Origin of the sequence: Xanthomonas sp. NCPPB 1128 (assembly GCF_001043115.1) — a bacterium.
GTDB lineage: Bacteria > Pseudomonadota > Gammaproteobacteria > Xanthomonadales > Xanthomonadaceae > Xanthomonas_A.
Window position 1 is genome coordinate 25491 of the sequence record NZ_LFME01000038.1, and the last position, 16824, is coordinate 42314.

The window sequence follows — 16824 nt, forward strand, 5'->3', positions numbered from 1 at the left end:
TACGGCAGCTCCGAGTGGCACATCGCCATCGAACCGATAGCCACCCCCTATCGATTGATTAGAAGAATTCGAATTCTATATATCCCGGCTTGCGCCTATCGTGTCTCCAGTTTCACCGTATCGCCGCCGCAGGATCGCGGCGCTGAGCCACCCCATCTCGTCCACCAAGAGCCAAGGCAGCCTCCCATGACCAGCGAATCGAAATGCCCGTTCCACCAGGCTGCCAGCGGCAGCGGCACCAGCAATCGCGACTGGTGGCCCAAGCAGTTGCGCGTGGACCTGCTCAACCAGCACTCCGCCCGCTCCAACCCGCTGGACCCGCAGTTCGATTACGCCAAGGCGTTCAAGCAACTCGATCTCGAAGCGCTCAAGCGCGACCTGCATGCGCTGATGACCGATTCGCAGGACTGGTGGCCGGCCGACTTCGGCCACTACGGCCCGCTGTTCGTGCGCATGGCCTGGCATAGCGCCGGCACCTACCGCACCGGCGACGGTCGTGGCGGCGGCGGCCGCGGCCAGCAGCGCTTCGCCCCGCTCAACAGCTGGCCGGACAACGTCAGCCTGGACAAGGCGCGGCGCCTGCTGTGGCCGATCAAGCAGAAGTACGGCCAGGCCATCTCCTGGGCCGACCTGCTGATCCTCACCGGCAACGTCGCGCTGGAATCGATGGGCTTCAAGACCTTCGGCTTCGCCGGTGGCCGCGCCGATACCTGGGAGCCGGACCAGGACGTGTACTGGGGTCGCGAGACCAAGTGGCTGGGCGGCGACGACCGGTACTCGCATGGCTCGCCGGGCGTGGACGAGGCACACGGCGTGCTGGTGAAGGACGACGACAGCGAAGTGCGCCACAGCCGCGACCTGGAGAACCCGCTGGCCGCGGTGCAGATGGGCCTGATCTACGTCAACCCGGAAGGCCCGGACGGCAATCCCGATCCGCTGCTGGCGGCCAAGGACATCCGCGACACCTTCGGCCGCATGGCGATGAACGACGAAGAGACCGTGGCGCTGATCGCCGGCGGCCACACCTTCGGCAAGACCCACGGTGCCGGCCCGGCCGACCACGTCGGCGCCGAGCCGGAAGCGTCCGACCTGGAGAGCCAGGGCCTGGGCTGGTCCAACAGCTTCGGTAGCGGCAAGGGCGGCGACACCATCACCAGCGGTCTGGAGGTCACCTGGACCACCAAGCCGGCGCAGTGGACCAACGAATTCTTCGAGCACCTGTTCAGGTTCGAGTGGGAACTGAGCAAGAGCCCGGCCGGCGCGCACCAGTGGGTGGCCAAGAACGCCGAGGCAGTGATTCCGGATGCGCATGATCCGTCGAAGAAGCACCTGCCGACCATGCTCACCACCGACCTGGCGCTGCGCTTCGATCCGGCCTACGAGAAGATCTCGCGCCGCTTCCTGGAGAACCCGCAGCAGTTCGCCGACGCCTTCGCCCGCGCCTGGTTCAAGCTGACCCACCGCGACATGGGCCCGCGTGCGCGCTACCTGGGTCCGGACGTGCCGGCCGAAGAACTGGTCTGGCAGGATCCGATCCCGGCCGTGGATCACCCGCTGGTCGACGCGCAGGACATCGCCGCACTCAAGAAGACCCTGCTCGACTCCGGGCTGAGCGTGGCGCAACTGGTGTCCACCGCGTGGGCGTCGGCGTCCACCTTCCGCGGTTCGGACATGCGCGGCGGCGCCAACGGCGCGCGCATCCGCCTGGCCCCGCAGAAGGATTGGGAAGTCAACCAGCCGGCGCAACTGGCGCAGGTGCTGGCGACCCTGGAACGCATCCAGGCGCAGTTCAACGGCGCGCAGAGCGGCGGCAAGAAGATCTCGCTGGCCGACCTGATCGTGCTCGGCGGTGCGGCCGCGGTGGAACAGGCGGCCAAGCTGGCCGGACAGAACGTCGAGGTGCCGTTCGTGCCGGGCCGCATGGATGCCTCGCAGGAACAGACCGACGTGGAATCGTTCGCGGTGCTGGAACCGATCGCCGATGGGTTCCGCAATTACGCTAGGCGCCGCTACGCGCTGTCGGCCGAGGCGCTGCTGATCGACAAGGCGCAGTTGCTGACCCTGACCGCGCCGGAGATGACCGTCCTGGTCGGCGGCCTGCGCGTGCTCGGCGCCAACAGCGGCCAGTCCGCGCATGGCGTGTTCACCGATCGCCCGGGCGTGCTCAGCAACGACTTCTTCGCCAACCTGCTGGACATGGGCACCGAGTGGAAGGCGACCTCGGAGATGAAGGACGTCTACGAAGGCCGCGACCGCAAAAACGGCGCCGTGAAGTGGACCGGCACCCGTGCCGATCTGGTGTTCGGCTCCAACTCGGTGCTGCGCGCGGTGGCGGAGGTGTACGCCAGCGCCGACGCCCAGAAAAAGTTCGTGCACGACTTCGTGGCGGCGTGGAGCAAGGTGATGGAACTGGACCGCTTCGATGTGAAGCTGTCGGCCTGATCATGCCAAGGCCCAGGCCGCGAACGCATCGCGGCCTGGGCCTGCAGCACGCGGCGCCACGTACTGAACTGCGCTGGCCCGTCGGCCAGGGCGACCACCTGCAGTGTCAACGCAACACACCGGCAGTCTAGCGCTGCCCACCTTTGCGGCCGGCCTCGGCAGCTTCCCTCGAGTCGAACTCGTGCGCATTGCCGCTGGCATGCGCGGCCTTGCCGCCCTTGCTGCCAGCCTCCGCCGCCTCTTGCGAATTGAATTCGTGCGCATTGCCGCTCGCGTGCGCGGCCTTGCCGCCCTTGCTGCCGGCCTCCGCCGCCTCCTGCGAATTGAACTCGTGCGCATTGCCGCCCTCGTGCGCAGCCTTGCCACCCTTGCTGGCGATCTCGCGCTGCTTGTCGTCGTCCATCGAAGCGAATCCGCGATTGCTGGTGTTTTGGTTCTGATTGGCCATGATGCGTTTCCTCTTGGATCGCCCGAAACAGGAGTGTTGCGGGCAGGTCCAAGCTAAGCAGCGGCGCGGAAATGCCGCGTGCCGACGCTGCGAATGGCGCGTCGATGAGCTCGCGCTTGCGCTTGGCGCTGCCTCCACCGACAGCCTGGGCGCGTGGCCGATTCGATTCACGGCGATCCCTACTCCCACCTCTCAGCATCGCGCGGCTGCATCGGAGCAGTCGCGCACGCAAGCCGTGACGGCACATCGGATGACGCGTTGCCGGAACACCATCAGCAGCGACGCCACAGGATCCGCTCGCGACGTTCGCCTCAGACCAGCGACTACGACACGCGGAGCGAGACAGAGGTGTGGACGCGGCTGCGCGGCAACGGCACGCGATCGCGATGCGCGACCAGCACGATGCACGCCTAAAGCATGTCGATGTCGCCCAGCGCGCGGATCAGCCGCCGCGCGCGCTTGTCCGGCTTGCCCTCCGGCGCCTGGTAGCCGTTGCGCTCGGCGCTGCGTTGCGCGCGCAACTGCGCGCGGCGTTCGCGCGAGGCCTCACTCTCCAGGTACAGCGTCTGCGCCACGCTGGGCGGGCCGCGCGTATCGCTCAGCCCAAGCACCTGGATCTCGAACACCTCCTCGCCGCGCTGCACGCGCACCTGCTCGCCCACGCGCACCGCGCGCGAGGACTTTGGCCGCTGCCCGGCCACGTCCACCTTGCCGGTTTCCACCGCTTGCTTGGCCAGGCTGCGGGTCTTGAAGAAGCGCGCAGCCCACAGCCAGACATCCAGCCGCACCGCGGCAGCTTGCACAACAGAGTCATTCATTGCGTTGCTCGACATCCACTTGCATTGAGGTTGGCAGGCAGCCAAGGGCGACCGGACCGGCAAGCACGGCGCCGACCGAAGGCATACGTCGGCGCACATGTCTCCCCGCACACATGGCGATGCGACCACGCCAATGCAAGCACCGCGCGCACAGGAACCCGCTCCCCCGAGATGAATGGGTTGGCGGCGAAGATGGGCGGGCAGGCCCACCGGCCACGGGGCGGGCTGGCCCGGGCGCGGCGTGCACAGATCGACGATCACCGGCGGGGACGCGCTCCGGGACGGCCCCACCTTCCCCGGCGGCACCATCACCGGCTGCCCCAAGGTGCGCTGCATGCAGATCATCGCCGAGCTGGAGCAGACCCCGCGCGGCGCCTACACCGGTGCGGCTCGCGATGGTTGGGTGCACGAGGCTGCGTCCGCACCCCCATCCGCCCCTTGCGGGGCATCTTCTCCCGAGGGAGAAGGGAGAAGCCAAAGCCCCTCTCCCACCGGGAGAGGGGTTGGGGTGAGGGTGCGGCGCGCAGCGGCTCGCCGTGTTTGGGTGCATGAGGCTGCGTCCGTACCCTCATCCGCCTCTGCGGGGCACCTTCTCCCGAGCGGAGAAGGGAGAAGCCAAAGCCCCTCTCCCACCGGGAGAGGGGTTGGGGTGAGGGTGCGGCGCGCAGCGGCTCGCCGTGTTCGGGTGCGCGAGGCTGCGTCCGCACCCTCATCCGCCCCTGCGGGGCACCTTCTCCCGAGGGGAGAAGGGAGAAGCCAAAGCCCCTCTCCCGCCGGGAGAGGGGTTGGGGTGAGGGTGCGGCGCGCAGCGGCTCGCCGTGTTTGGGTGCATGAGGCCCAAGGCCCGTACGACGCGATCTATGCCGAACGCGCGCCCATCCCTCGCCGCAAGCGCACGACCGCGCGGCTCGGGTGCGACTGGCCATCGCCCGCGACGGCGCGCTCGCCATGGCGCGGCGCAAGCCGGCCCCATGCAGGCCTGCTGCACGAACGCTGCAGCCCCCGGTCCACCCATCGCCCCACCGCCATCGGTCGGTGCTAGTGTGGCCGGCTCACGCTCGATCCCGACCCGCGATGCCCAAGCCCGCCGTGCTCACCGAAGGCCCGATCGGCCGCCAGTTGCTGCTGTTCTCGCTGCCGATCATGGCCGGCAACATCGCGCAGTCGCTCAACGGCTCGGTCAATGCCGTGTGGATCGGCCGCTATCTCGGCGAAGCCGCGCTCACCGCCGCGGCCAACGCCAACAGCATCATGTTCTTCCTGATCGGCTCGGTGTTCGGCATCGGCATGGCCTCCACCATCCTGATCGGCCAGGCGATGGGCCGCGGCGACGTGGCCCAGGCGCGGCGGGTGATGGGCACCAGCGCCACCTTCTTCATCGGCATCTCGGTGCTGATCGCCGCCGGCGGCTGGTGGCTGGCGCGGCACCTGCTGGCGGCGATGGGCACGCCGGCGGCCTCACTGCCGCTGGCCGAGGCCTACCTGCGGGTGATCTTCCTGGCGATGCCGCTGCTGTACACCTTCGCCTTCCTGTCGGCGGCGCTGCGCGGCACCGGCGATTCGCGCACGCCGTTCCGCTTCCTGCTGCTGTCGGTGGTGCTGGACATCGGCTTCAACCCGCTGCTGCTGTTCGGGCTGGGGCCGTTCCCCAAGCTGGGCATCGCCGGTGCGGCCTGGGCGACACTGATCGCACAGGCGGTATCGCTGACCGGGTTGCTGCTGTACCTGCGGCACAAACGCCACGTGCTGTGGCTGGGCCGCCGCGACGCGCGGCTGTTCCGGCTCGACCTGCCGATCCTGCGTGCGCTGATCGTCAAGGGCGTGCCGATGGGCCTGCAGATGGTGCTGATCTCGCTGGCGATGATCGTGATGATCGCGCTGGTCAACGGCTACGGCACCGCCACCTCCGCGGCCTACGGCGCGGCGCTGCAGCTGTGGGCCTACCTGCAGATGCCGGCGATGGCGATCGGCGCGGCCTGTTCGTCGATGGCCGCGCAGAACGTGGGCGCGCAGCGTTGGGACCGGGTCGCGGCGACCGCGCGCGCGGGTGTGCTGTTCAATTTCCTGCTGACCGGCGCATTGATCGCGCCACTGATCCTGTTCGACCGCTGGACCCTGGCGCTGTTCCTGCCGCCGCACAGCGCAGCGCTGGAGATCGCGCGCCATCTCAACCACATCGCGGTGTGGTCGTTCCTGTTCTTCGGCGTCACCTTCGTGATCTCCGGCGTGGTCCGCGCCACCGGCGCGGTGATCCCGCCGCTGCTGATCCTGGCGCTGTCGCTGTGGGGCATCCGCGTGCCGTTCGCGCAACTGCTGCAGCGGCAGCTGGGTGTGGACGCGGTGTGGTGGAGTTTCCCGACCAGCGCCACCTGCGCGATGCTGCTGTCGCTGGCGTATTACCGCTGGGGCAACTGGCGCAAGGCCAGGATGCTGGCGCCCTCGCCGCCGGAGACGGTGGCGCATCCGGCGGAAGTGCCGGCGCAACCGCCGGCACCGGTCGCCGATGTGGCGGTGGCGCAGGATCCGGCGCGCTGAGTGCCTGGGATGCGGCGATGCCTTACCGCCGAGTTTCCAGATCATGTGTAGGAGCGGCTTCAGCCGCGACGGGGCATTCCTGCAGAACCGTTCGCTGGTGAGCGTCTGCATGCTTCTCGATGTTGGTCGGTGACCCGGTCGCGGCTGAAGCCGCTCCTACGAGGGCATCGCGCGCGGCGTCGGCTGGAAACAGCGCCGGGACTCAACGCACCACAGGCCATGGCGCACATCCCAGCCCGCCCCACAAACGCAAACGGCCGCCCGAAGGCGGCCGTTGCGGCAGCGACCCGAGGGTCGCCGGGGATTACTCGGCCTTGGCGGCAGCAGCAGCGGCCTGGCGCGCGACCTTGGCCTGCGCAGCGGCGGCCAGATCTTCCTTGATGCGGGCGGCCTTGCCTTCCAGGCCACGCAGGTAGTACAGCTTGCCGGCGCGGACCTTGCCGCGGCGCTTCACTTCGACCGAGTCGATGGTGGCGCTGTGGGTCTGGAACACGCGCTCGACGCCGTAGCCGTGCGAGATCTTGCGCACGGTGAACGAGGAGTTCAGGCCGGCGTTCTTGGTGCCGATCACCACGCCTTCGTAGGCCTGCACGCGCTCGCGGTTGCCTTCCTTCACCTTGACGTTGACGACGACGGTGTCGCCCTGGTTGAACTCCGGCAGCTTGCGCTGGATCTGGGCGGCTTCGAAGTCGGCCAGGATGGTCTTGTTGAGCTTGCTCATGGTGGGCACCGCTTGTGTCTGGTGAGGTGGTCCGGCAGTCGCCGCACGGCGATTGCACGATATCGGATGGGCCAAGCACGGAACGCACTGGCCGGAAAGCCGGGCATTTTAACCCAGCCCGGCGGCCATGGCTAGGGCTTGGGTGGATTTTCCTGATCGGCGGCCAGCGCCGCCTCCCGCTCCTGCCGGAATTCCTGCAGCAGGCGCCGGTCGGCCGCGCTCAGCGCCGCCTCGTCCAGCAGCTCCGGGCGCCGCAGCCAGGTCCGCCCCAACGCCTGCATGCGCCGCCAGCGCGCGATCGCGGCGTGGTTGCCGGAGCGCAGCACCGCCGGCACCTCGCCCAGCGCGTGTTCGCGCGGATGGGTGTAGTGCGGGCAGTCGAGCAGGCCGTCCGGGCCTTCGAAACTGTCCTGGGCGGCGGATTCGGCGTCGTTCAGCGCCCCCTCCTGCAGCCGGGTCACCGCATCCACTAGCACCGCCGCGGCCAGTTCGCCGCCGGACAGCACGTAGTCGCCGATGGAGATTTCCTCGTCCACCGCGGCGGCGACGAAGCGCTCGTCCACGCCCTCGTAGCGCCCGCACAGCAGCAGCAGCCGCGGCAACGCGGCCAGTTCGCGGGCCTTGGCCTGGGTCAGCGGCCGCCCCTGCGGGCTCAGGTAGATCAGCGGTGCCGGCTGCGGATCGGCCGCCCGCACCGCCTCAAGGCAGGCCTGCAGCGGCTCGATCATCATCACCATGCCCGGGCCGCCGCCGAACGGGCGGTCGTCGACCTTGCGATAGCCGCCCGTGGCGTAGTCGCGCGGGTTCCAGCCGTGCAGATCCAGCAGCGCGCGCTCCTGCGCCCGCCCGACCACGCCGAAGCCGGCGCACTGGGCGACGAACTCGGGGAATAGGCTGATGACGTCGATGCGCATGAGGCGGGGATTGGGGAGTCGGAATTGGGGATTCGTAAACGCAACAGCGGGGCCGGCGCGTGCCGGCATCGCTCAGAACTCTGGGTCCCAGTCGACTACGACCAGGTTGGCCTCGAAATCCACCGACTTGATGTAGTCCGGCTGCACGAACGGCACCAGCCGTTCGCGGTCGCCGCGCACCACCAGCACGTCGTTGGCGCCGGTGGAGAACAGGTGCGACACCTGCCCCAGCGCCACGCCGTCGACGGTGCGCACGTCCAGGCCTTCCAGGTCCACCCAGTAGTACTCGTCCGGGCGCGGCGGCGGCAGGCTGCTGCGCGCCACGTAGATCTCGGTGCCGCGCAGGGCTTCCACGGCGTCGCGGTCGGTGACCTCGGGCAGCGTGGCGATCAGGTACTTGCCGGACTCGCGGCCGCGCACGCCATTGAGGCTGCTCTCGCTGCCGTCGGGCTTGCGCACGATCCAGGGCTGATAACAGAAAATGGCGAGGCGCGGCTCGGTCCAGGACTCGAGCTTGGCCTCGCCACGGATGCCGAACGCGCCGAGGACCCGACCGAGCAGGATGCGGCGCTGGCTGTCTTTCATTGGCGCAAACGCAAGGGCCGCGCCAGGCGCGGCCCGCGGAATCAGGCCGCGGCGGCCTGGTTCTTGGTGGCTTCCCTGTACAGGTTGCGCACCTTGTCGGTCAGCTGCGCGCCATTGGACACCCAATGGTCGACGCGGGCCAGGTCCAGCACCACGCGCGGCTCGGCGCCCTGGGCGACCGGGTTGTAGTAACCGACGCGTTCGATGTTGCGGCCGTCGCGCGCGCTGCGCACGTCGGTGACGATGATGTGGTAGAAGGGGCGCTTCTTGGCGCCGCCACGGGTAAGGCGGATCTTGACCATGGTGAGTTTCCAGTATTGCCCAGTCGCCAGGATGGCGCGGTGAACCAACGAGTATAGCGGCCGGCCCCGGCCCTGCCAAGTCTGGGCTGTGGCCTGCGGCCGCGGGATTGGGTATTCGAGATTGGGGATTCGCCAGGAGCGGCAGCCATGCCGCGATGGCCGTCCACGGAGTGCTCAGATCGCCTGCCAGGGCTGGGTGTGCAGCGCGGCCTCCAGCATGGCCAATAGGTCCGCGGCCGGGCGCAGCATGCGCCCGTCCACTGACGCCACCGCCTGCTGCCCACGGGCGTTGCAGGTGAAGGCGGTCACGTCCGGACCGAATTCGTGGAGCGACATCGGCCGCACTTCCTGCGCCACGCCCAGCGCGGCGAGCCCGGCCTGCAGCAGCCGCTCCTGGGTACCGCGCAGCGCCGGTGCCTGCGGCCAGTGCAGGCACGCCCCATCCCACAGCCCCAGGTTCCAGGTCGGCCCTTCGGCCACCTGCCCCTGCGCGTCGACGAACAGCGCGTCGTCGCTGCCGGCCTGCAGCGCCAGGCGGCGCTGGTGGAACGCGCCGAAGGTGCCGACGTGCTTGAACTGCGCCGCCTCGCGTGCGAACACGCTGCTGCGCAGGCGCAGCGGCGCAGAATCGGCCTGCGCCGGTTCCGCCAGCGACACCAGCAGTTCCACCGCGCAGTCGGCGTCGGCCCGGCGCAGGCTGAATGCCGGAGAGAACACGGTGACGCGCAGCGACGCATCGCCCCTGCCGAACGCGGCCAAGGCCGCGCGCAGGTCGTCGCGCACGCGATCGGCCGGTAAAGCATTGCCGAACAGCGCCGTGTTGGCCTGTTGCAGCCGCTGCAGATGCAGGTCGAACCCGCGCACGGCGCCATTGCGCACCTGCATGGTGCTGAAGTGCCCGTAGTTCACCAGCGCGGCCGCGGCCAGCAGTTCGGCGCCCGCCGGCTGCCCGTGATGGAAGACCTGTGCGCTCACAACAAGGCCTGTGCCTGCGCCCACCAGCGCGCCAGCAGTTCTGCCGCGGGCTCGGCCGGCGCCATCCAGGCCGACTGCCCGGCCCAGGCCTGCATCGTCGCCAGGCGGTCGGCGCGCTGCGCGGCCTGGCGCATCGGCGCAGTCAGCCCACGCTGCACCGGGTACGGCCGCGGCGGCGGCGCGTCCGACGCGGCGGCGGCGCGCACGTAGTCGGTGACCAGTGCCCGGCCCAGGCGGCCGGAGAAGGCGCGGGTCAACGTGGTCTGCTCGGGTTCGGCCTGGGCCAGCGCATCCGCCCAGGCCGGTGCCAGCGCCGCCTCCGGACTGCGCAGCAGCGCGGTGCCGATCTGCACCGCGCTCGCGCCCAGGGTCAATGCGGCGGCGATGCCGCGGCCGTCGCCGATGCCGCCGGCGGCGATCACCGGGATCTGCAGATGGTCGGCCAGCCGCGGCAGCAGCGCGAACAGCCCGGTCAACTGCCGCTCGGCGCTGCCGGCTTCGAAGGCACCGCGGTGGCCGCCGGCCTCGGCGCCCTGCGCAACCACCGCATCGGCGCCGGCGGCCTGCGCGGCCAGCGCCTCGTCCAGGGTGGTGGCGCAGGCGAACCAGGCGATCCCGGCCTGCTGCAGGCGCTGCACCTGGTCCGGCCGGAACAGGCCCATGATCGACGAGGCCACCGCCGGACGCGCCGCGAGCAGGGCCTCGAACTGGGCGTCGAAGTCGGCCGGCGCCGCATCGCCGGCGGCGGCATCGACCGGCGGCCCCCATGTACCCAGAAAGGCGCGCGTGTCGGCTTCGGCGGCGGCATCGCGCACGGGCGGTGGATCCGGCACCCACAGATTGATCTGCGCCAGGCCGTCGCCGGCAGCGCGGAACGCGTCCATCCACGCCACGATGTCCTGCGGCGCCGACAGCACCGCGCCCATCGCGCCCATGCCGCCGGCCGCGGCAACCGCGGCCGACAGCGGCACCGGGCAGGCGCCGGCCATCGGGCTGAGCAGAATCGGCAGGCGCAGGCCGAATCGGGCGCAGAAGGCGCTGACGCGGTGCTGGAGAGCGTCGTTCATGGCATCGGGGCTGCAGTCGCGGCGCGTCGGAGGATGCCGCGAATGATATCGCCGGCGTCTGCGCCGTGGTCGCGTCGCGCGACAGGCGCAGGGCGGAAAGCAGAGCCCGGGACGGCGCCCGATGAGGAGCGCGAGATGGCGCGTGGACGTCACCCGGGTGCGCGCCGACGCAGGACGTTCCTGCGTCAGGCACTGTCACGTTGCGCTTCGTTGCATGGCTGGGAAGGCTTCGCCCCCTACCCTCACCCCAACCCCTCTACCGGGGGGAGAGGGGCTTTTACCGCCCTTCTCTCTCGGGACCTTGGCGCTTTTCGAGGGAGGTTGCCACGGAAAAGCGGATGAGGGTTGGGCGGCGCCAGTGCGCTGCGTGCTGCCGTACCCTCAACCCACCCCCGCTCCGGGGGCGAGGGGCTTCTCGAGGCTCAGCGGAACGGCAGGCCGCCGCGGCCGCCCATCATGCCCTTCATGCCGCGCATCAGCCCCTTCATGCCGCCGCCGGCCATCTTGCTCATCATCTTTTCCATCTGCTGATACTGCTTCATCAGCTTGTTGACGTCGGCCGGCTGGGTACCGGAGCCGCGGGCGATGCGTGCGCGGCGCGAGCCGTTGAGCAGGCCCGGGTTGCGCCGCTCCTTCTTGGTCATCGAGCCGATGATGGCGATCATGCGCGGCACGTCCTTGTTGCCGGCGACCTGCTGCTTGAGGTGGTCGGGGATCTGGCCCATGCCCGGCAGCTTGTCCATCAGCCCGGACAGGCCACCCATGTTCTGCATCTGCTCGAGCTGGTCGCGCATGTCGTTGAGGTCGAACTTCTTGCCCTTGGCGACCTTCTCGGCGAGCTTCTGCGCCTTGTCCTTGTCGACCTGGTGCTCGACCTGCTCGACCAGCGACAGCACGTCGCCCATGTCCAGGATGCGGCTGGCTAGGCGATCGGGATGGAACACGTCCAGGCCGTCGGGCTTCTCGCCGACGCCGATGAACTTGATCGGCTTGCCGGTGATGTAGCGCACGCTCAGCGCGGCGCCGCCGCGGGCGTCGCCGTCGGTCTTGGTCAGCACCACGCCGGTCAGCGGCAGCGCTTCGCTGAACGCCTTGGCGGTGTTGGCCGCGTCCTGGCCGGTCATCGCGTCGACCACGAACAGCGTCTCGGCCGGGACGATCGCCGCGTGCAGCGCCTTGATCTCGGCCATCATCGCTTCGTCGATGGCGAGGCGGCCGGCGGTATCCACCAGCAGCACGTCGACGAACGACTTGCGCGCGTCGGCGATGGCGGCGCGGACGATGTCCACCGGCTTCTGCGAGGCCTCGGACGGGAAGAACAGCACCCCGACCTGCTCGGCCAGGGTCTTGAGCTGCTCGATCGCGGCCGGGCGGTAGACGTCCGCCGATACCACCATCACCTTCTTCTTGCGCTTTTCCTTCAGGTGCTTGGCCAGCTTGCCGACCGTGGTGGTCTTGCCCGCGCCCTGCAGGCCGGCCATCAGCACGATCGCCGGCGCCGGCACGTTGAGGTTGAGGTCGCTGGCGGCCGAGCCCATCACCGCGGTCAGCTCGTCGCGCACCACCTTGATCAGCGCCTGGCCCGGGGTAAGGCTCTTGAGCACTTCCTGGCCGACCGCGCGCACCTTGATGCGCTCGATCAGCGCCTGCACCACCGGCAGGGCGACGTCGGCCTCGAGCAGCGCGATGCGCACTTCGCGGGTCGCTTCGCGGATGTTCTCCTCGGTCAGGCGACCGCGGCCGCGCAGGCGCTGCATGGTGCGGGAGAGGCGTTGGGTGAGGGATTCGAACATGCGGGCGGGTCGCGGACGGGAAACGGCCGCCGATTATAGCCGGGCGCACCGGCGATCCCGGGCGCCGCCATCACGGCCCCCGGCCCGATATGCGAAACTGGCACGATGCTCATCACCGTCCTCGCCGCCCTGCTGTACCTGGCCGCCACCGGCCTGCTGGTCGGCGCGGTGGTGCGCGACCGGGTGGACCGCAGCCGGGCCTGGCTGTGGCCGGCCCTGCCGGCGGTGGCCCTGCATGCGGGCTATCACGTGCAGGTCGCCCTGCACACCGCCGGCGGCCCGGACATGCACTTCTTCGCCGCGCTGTCGCTGGTCAGCCTGGGCATGGCGCTGATGACCGCGCTGGTCGGCGCCAGTGGGCGCATGGCCGCGCTGGGCGTGGTGGTGTTCCCGCTGTCGGCGGCGCTGCTGCTGGCCTACCACGGCTACGGCCACGAGCCGGCGCCGGTGCTGGACTGGCGGCTGCAGTTGCACGCCTGGCTGGCGCTGCTGGCCTACGCCACGCTGGGCATCGCCGCCCTGCTGGCGGTGATGCTGTGGCTGCAGGAGCGCGCGCTGCGGCGCCGCGACTTCCATCCCTGGCTGCGCGCGCTGCCGCCACTGACCGCGCTGGAGACGCTGCTGTTCCGCACCATCGTGGTCGGCTTCATCCTGCTGACCCTGACCCTGCTGACCGGCGTGCTGTTCGTGCAGGATTTCCTGGCGCAGCGGCTGGTGCACAAGACCGTGCTCAGCGTGCTGTCGTGGATCGTGTTCGGCGCGCTGCTGTTCGGCCGCTGGCGCTACGGCTGGCGCGGGGTCAAGGCGGTGCACTGGACCCTGGCGGCAATGGTGCTCCTACTGCTGTCGTTCTTCGGCAGCAAGTTCGTGATCGAACTGGTGCTGGGGCACGCGCAGTAGTCCGCACAGCCTGGCGCGGCGCGCGTTTTGTAGGAGCGGCTCTTGTCCCCCTTTTCGGGATCAGCCGCGACCGGGCATTCCTGGGAACGCCCGGTCGCGGCTGAAGCCGCTCCTACGACGTCCCACGCATCAACGGGGGCCCTGCCCCGCCAGCGCCGCCTCCACCGTCGCCCAGTCGGCGTCGCGGCCGACTTCGGCGAACTGGTACGCGATGCGGTGCCGGTAGATCTGGCCAGGGCGCAGGATGCAGTCGGGAAAGCCCGGCTGGTTCGGCGCGTCCGGGTAACCCTGCGGCTCCAGGCAGATGCCGCGTCCCAGCGCCGGATGCTGCCGGTCCAGGCCCTGGCCCTCGTACAGCTGCACGGCCGGCATCGGGCTGGCGATGCGCATGGCCACGCCGCTGTGCGGCGAGTACAGCAGCGCGGTGCAGTCGTGACCGTCGGCCAGCACCAGGCAGTGGTCATAGCCGGCGCTGAGCGACAGTTGCGGGTCGGCAGCGATGTCCTTGTCGGCGATGGACCGCGCCTGGCGGAAATCGAACGGCGTGCCGGCCACCGTGGCGACCTCGCCGCGCGGCAGCAGCGCCGCGTCGTCAACCGGTAGGTAGCGATCCGCCGGCACCCGCAGCCACTGCGCCGCGGCCGGCACCGCGGCATCGCCGGCCAGGTTGAAATACGGGTGATGGGTGAGATTGAGCGGGGTCGGCGCATCGGTCTGCGCGACGAATTCGACGCTCAGGCAACGGCCTTCGACACGATAGGTCGCTTCCACCGACACGTTGCCCGGATAGCCCTCCTCGCCGGCTGGCGAGTCGTAGCGCAACTGCAGCATGCGCTCGGTCTGCGCCAGCACCGTCCACACCCGGCGGCCGAAGCCCAGCGCGCCGCCGTGCAGGTGGTTGGCGCCCTCGTTGGCGGTGACCGCGTAATGCCGGCCATCGAGGGTGAAGGCCGATCCGGCGATGCGGTTGCCGAAGCGCCCGACCAGCACGCCCAGGTAGGCCGGGTCCTGCAGGTAGTCCTGCAGCGTCGGCAGCCCCAAAACCAGCTCGGTATCGCCGTGCGTGCCCTGCAGGCGCAGGCTGCGCAGCAGGCCGCCGTAGGTCAGCAACTCGGCGCGCAGGCCGTCGCCGCTGTCCAGGACCATGCGCTGGATGGCGGTACCGTCGGGAAGATGACCGAAGAGCGAGGACATGCAGGAGCCTGGGGGGTGATGCGCATGCGCGGGGTCCGCAGCATAACCAGCGATGGCGCGACGCGGCCATCGCTGTGCGGGCATCGGGGGTGCGCTATGCGATATCGCACACGTTCTGGGAACGAACCGCGTGCAGCTCCGCGCCGCGCATTGCAATTCCGATATGGCGGCGTCGCATTTGGGCATTGGTTCGCCCTTCACGTGTCTTCTATGCTCGGGATAGGGGCACACCGGGGACAGGCACGGACGCGATCGTGCCGGGGGTTGCGCGCCCGAATATGGCAGCGCCTGGGCTTTCACGGCCAAGGCCGCATGCCGGCCGTCACTCCCAAGCCGCGCTGGCGATGGCGCCGCCCTACCCGACAAGGAGCTCCCGATGCGTTCGCCCCGTTTCCTGCAGCAGCGTGTGATGTGTTGGCGGCGACTGCCGCGGATCGCCGCGACGCTCGGCCTGGCACTGGCCGCCACGCTGGCCCAGGCCGCCGACGTCGAGGTGCGCGGCACCCTGCATGCCGACCAGCCCGGCGCCGCGGTGTCGCGCCACCTGTTCGGGCAGTTCGCCGAGCACCTGGGCACCGGCATCTACGGCGGCGTCTGGGTCGGCCCGGACTCGAAGATCCCCAACACCCGCGGCTACCGCAACGACGTGGTCGCGGCGCTGAAGGCGCTGGACGTCCCGGACATCCGCTGGCCCGGCGGCTGCTTCGCCGACGAGTACCACTGGCGCGACGGTATCGGCCCGCGCAGCCAGCGCCCGACCAGCGTCAACACCCACTGGGGCGGCTTGGAGGAACCCAACAGCTTCGGCACTCACGAGTTCATGGATTTCACCGAATTGCTCGGCACGCAGGCCTACGTGGCCGGCAACGTCGGCGATGCGGCGCCGGACGAGATGGCGCAGTGGGTGGAATACATGACCGCGCCCACGCGTTCGACCCTGGCCGAACAGCGCCGCCGCAACGGCCGCCAGGCGCCATGGAAGGTGCCGTTCTTCGGCGTGGGCAACGAGCTGTGGGGCTGCGGCGGCAACATGCGCGCCGAGTACGCCGCCGACGTGTTCCGCCGCTACCAGACCTTCGTCAAGGCGCCGGCCGACCAGACGATCCTCAAGATCGCGCCCGGCCCGAACGAAGACGACTACCACTGGACCGAGGTGATGATGCGCGAGGCCGGCAAGTTCATGGACGGCCTGAGCCTGCACTACTACACCGTGCCCGGCGGCTGGCCGCCGCGCGCCTCTTCCACCAGCTTCGACGAGGCGGCCTGGATCGAAACGCTGTCGCGCACGCTGCGGATGGATGAGTTGATCAGCAAGCACAGTGCGATCATGGACAAGTACGACCCGGACAAGAAGATCGCGCTCGTGGTCGACGAATGGGGCACCTGGTACAAGGGCCTGCCCGACGCGAACCCGGGCTTCCTGCACCAGCAGAACACCTTGCGCGATGCGCTGGTGGCCTCGCTCAACCTGGACATCTTCGTCCAGCACGCCGACCGTGTGCGCATGGCCAACATCGCACAGATGGTCAACGTGCTGCAGGCGATGATCCTCACCGACGGCGACAGGATGCTGCTCACCCCGACCTACCACGTGTTCATGCTGTACAAGCCGTACCAGGATGCGACCGCGCTGCCGCTGCAGATCAGCACGCCGGACTACCGGCATGCCGACTACACGGTACCGGCGGTGCACGGCTCGGCGGTGCGGGCCAAGGACGGGCAGGTGTACGTGGCGCTGACCAATCTGGACCCCAACCGCAGCGCCGACGTCGCGGTGCAGGTCGACGGCGTGCAGGCGCGCGGCGTCGGCGGGCAGATCCTGACCGCCCCGGCCATCGACGCGCTCAACACCTTCGCGCAGCCGCAGGCGGTGCGCCCGGCCGCATTCCATGGCGCGCGCCTGCAGGGCGACACGCTGCAGGTGGCGCTGCCAGCCAAGGCGATCGTGATGCTGAAGCTGCAGTAGTCCCAAGCCGCTGCCGCGCTGCCAGCCCCTCTCCCGCCGGGGCGACTGGGCACGGCTTGCGCGCCACTGGCGCGCGTGCCCTTGGACTGTCCCCTATAACCAGCTGACCCCGCCGAACGCCCCATAACGGTCGAACCAAGAGGGTCCCAGCAACAGTAAAAAAA

Annotated in this window: 14 protein-coding genes and 1 pseudogene; 5 read left to right on the forward strand and 10 right to left on the reverse strand. The window is 69.7% G+C overall.

Annotation, left to right across the window (positions count from 1 at the left end):
- Positions 1 to 186: 186 nt before the first annotated feature.
- The gene (katG, locus tag ACP93_RS18335) at positions 187 to 2442 is read left to right on the forward strand and encodes a catalase/peroxidase HPI (protein ID WP_048492097.1); all 2256 of its coding nucleotides are present in this window, start codon (positions 187 to 189) and stop codon (positions 2440 to 2442) included.
- A 127-nt stretch (positions 2443 to 2569) separates the two neighbouring features.
- On the opposite strand, the gene ACP93_RS18340 is transcribed toward katG, so the two are convergent.
- Positions 2570 to 2890 carry a KGG domain-containing protein gene (locus ACP93_RS18340; protein WP_048492098.1) on the reverse strand — a complete coding sequence of 107 codons (321 nt, stop codon included), beginning with the start codon at positions 2888 to 2890 and terminating at the stop codon, positions 2570 to 2572.
- Between the two features lie 410 nt (positions 2891 to 3300).
- Positions 3301 to 3708 carry an RNA-binding S4 domain-containing protein gene (locus tag ACP93_RS18345; protein WP_048492099.1) on the reverse strand — a complete coding sequence of 136 codons (408 nt, stop codon included), beginning with the start codon at positions 3706 to 3708 and terminating at the stop codon, positions 3301 to 3303.
- A gap of 235 nt (positions 3709 to 3943) precedes the next feature.
- Here ACP93_RS18345 and ACP93_RS21585 point away from each other — a divergent pair.
- A pseudogene (locus tag ACP93_RS21585) lies at positions 3944 to 4117 on the forward strand (chorismate-binding protein); the annotation flags it as partial.
- A gap of 665 nt (positions 4118 to 4782) precedes the next feature.
- Positions 4783 to 6243, forward strand: a complete 1461-nt coding sequence (locus ACP93_RS18350; RefSeq protein ID WP_048492100.1) for an MATE family efflux transporter — start codon at positions 4783 to 4785, stop codon at positions 6241 to 6243.
- A 304-nt stretch (positions 6244 to 6547) separates the two neighbouring features.
- On the opposite strand, the gene rplS is transcribed toward ACP93_RS18350, so the two are convergent.
- The 7 genes from rplS to ffh form a co-directional block, all read right to left on the reverse strand.
- Entirely contained in the window at positions 6548 to 6964 is a 417-nt protein-coding gene (gene rplS / locus ACP93_RS18355; protein WP_010342237.1) for a 50S ribosomal protein L19, read from the reverse strand.
- 131 nt (positions 6965 to 7095) lie between these two features.
- Entirely contained in the window at positions 7096 to 7878 is a 783-nt protein-coding gene (trmD, locus tag ACP93_RS18360) for a tRNA (guanosine(37)-N1)-methyltransferase TrmD (RefSeq protein ID WP_048492101.1), read from the reverse strand.
- 72 nt (positions 7879 to 7950) lie between these two features.
- Positions 7951 to 8463 carry a ribosome maturation factor RimM gene (rimM, locus tag ACP93_RS18365; protein WP_048492102.1) on the reverse strand — a complete coding sequence of 171 codons (513 nt, stop codon included), beginning with the start codon at positions 8461 to 8463 and terminating at the stop codon, positions 7951 to 7953.
- Between the two features lie 41 nt (positions 8464 to 8504).
- Entirely contained in the window at positions 8505 to 8765 is a 261-nt protein-coding gene (rpsP, locus tag ACP93_RS18370) for a 30S ribosomal protein S16 (RefSeq protein WP_048492103.1), read from the reverse strand.
- A 174-nt stretch (positions 8766 to 8939) separates the two neighbouring features.
- On the reverse strand, positions 8940 to 9740 hold the full coding sequence (locus ACP93_RS18375; RefSeq protein ID WP_048492104.1) for an aminotransferase class IV family protein: 801 nt from the start codon (positions 9738 to 9740) through the stop codon (positions 8940 to 8942).
- On the reverse strand, positions 9737 to 10807 hold the full coding sequence (locus ACP93_RS18380) for an NAD(P)H-dependent flavin oxidoreductase (RefSeq protein ID WP_048492105.1): 1071 nt from the start codon (positions 10805 to 10807) through the stop codon (positions 9737 to 9739). Before ACP93_RS18380 ends, ACP93_RS18375 begins: the two co-directional genes overlap by 4 nt.
- A 422-nt stretch (positions 10808 to 11229) precedes the next feature.
- A complete protein-coding gene (gene ffh / locus ACP93_RS18385) occupies positions 11230 to 12600 on the reverse strand; it encodes a signal recognition particle protein (RefSeq protein ID WP_048492106.1) in 1371 nt (456 codons plus the stop codon).
- 105 nt (positions 12601 to 12705) lie between these two features.
- Here ffh and ccsA point away from each other — a divergent pair, with 105 nt between their 5' ends.
- Positions 12706 to 13500, forward strand: a complete 795-nt coding sequence (gene ccsA, locus ACP93_RS18390; protein WP_048492107.1) for a cytochrome C assembly family protein — start codon at positions 12706 to 12708, stop codon at positions 13498 to 13500.
- 129 nt (positions 13501 to 13629) lie between these two features.
- Here ccsA and ACP93_RS18395 read toward each other — a convergent pair whose 3' ends face one another.
- Positions 13630 to 14694: an aldose epimerase family protein gene (locus ACP93_RS18395; RefSeq protein WP_048492108.1), complete on the reverse strand. Its 1065-nt coding sequence runs from the start codon at positions 14692 to 14694 to the stop codon at positions 13630 to 13632.
- Positions 14695 to 15103: 409 nt separating this feature from the next.
- On the opposite strand from ACP93_RS18395, the gene ACP93_RS18400 reads away from it, so the two are divergent.
- Positions 15104 to 16660 (forward strand): alpha-N-arabinofuranosidase, encoded by a 1557-nt coding sequence (locus ACP93_RS18400; protein ID WP_048492112.1) that lies wholly within the window; start codon positions 15104 to 15106, stop codon positions 16658 to 16660.
- Positions 16661 to 16824: the final 164 nt, after the last annotated feature.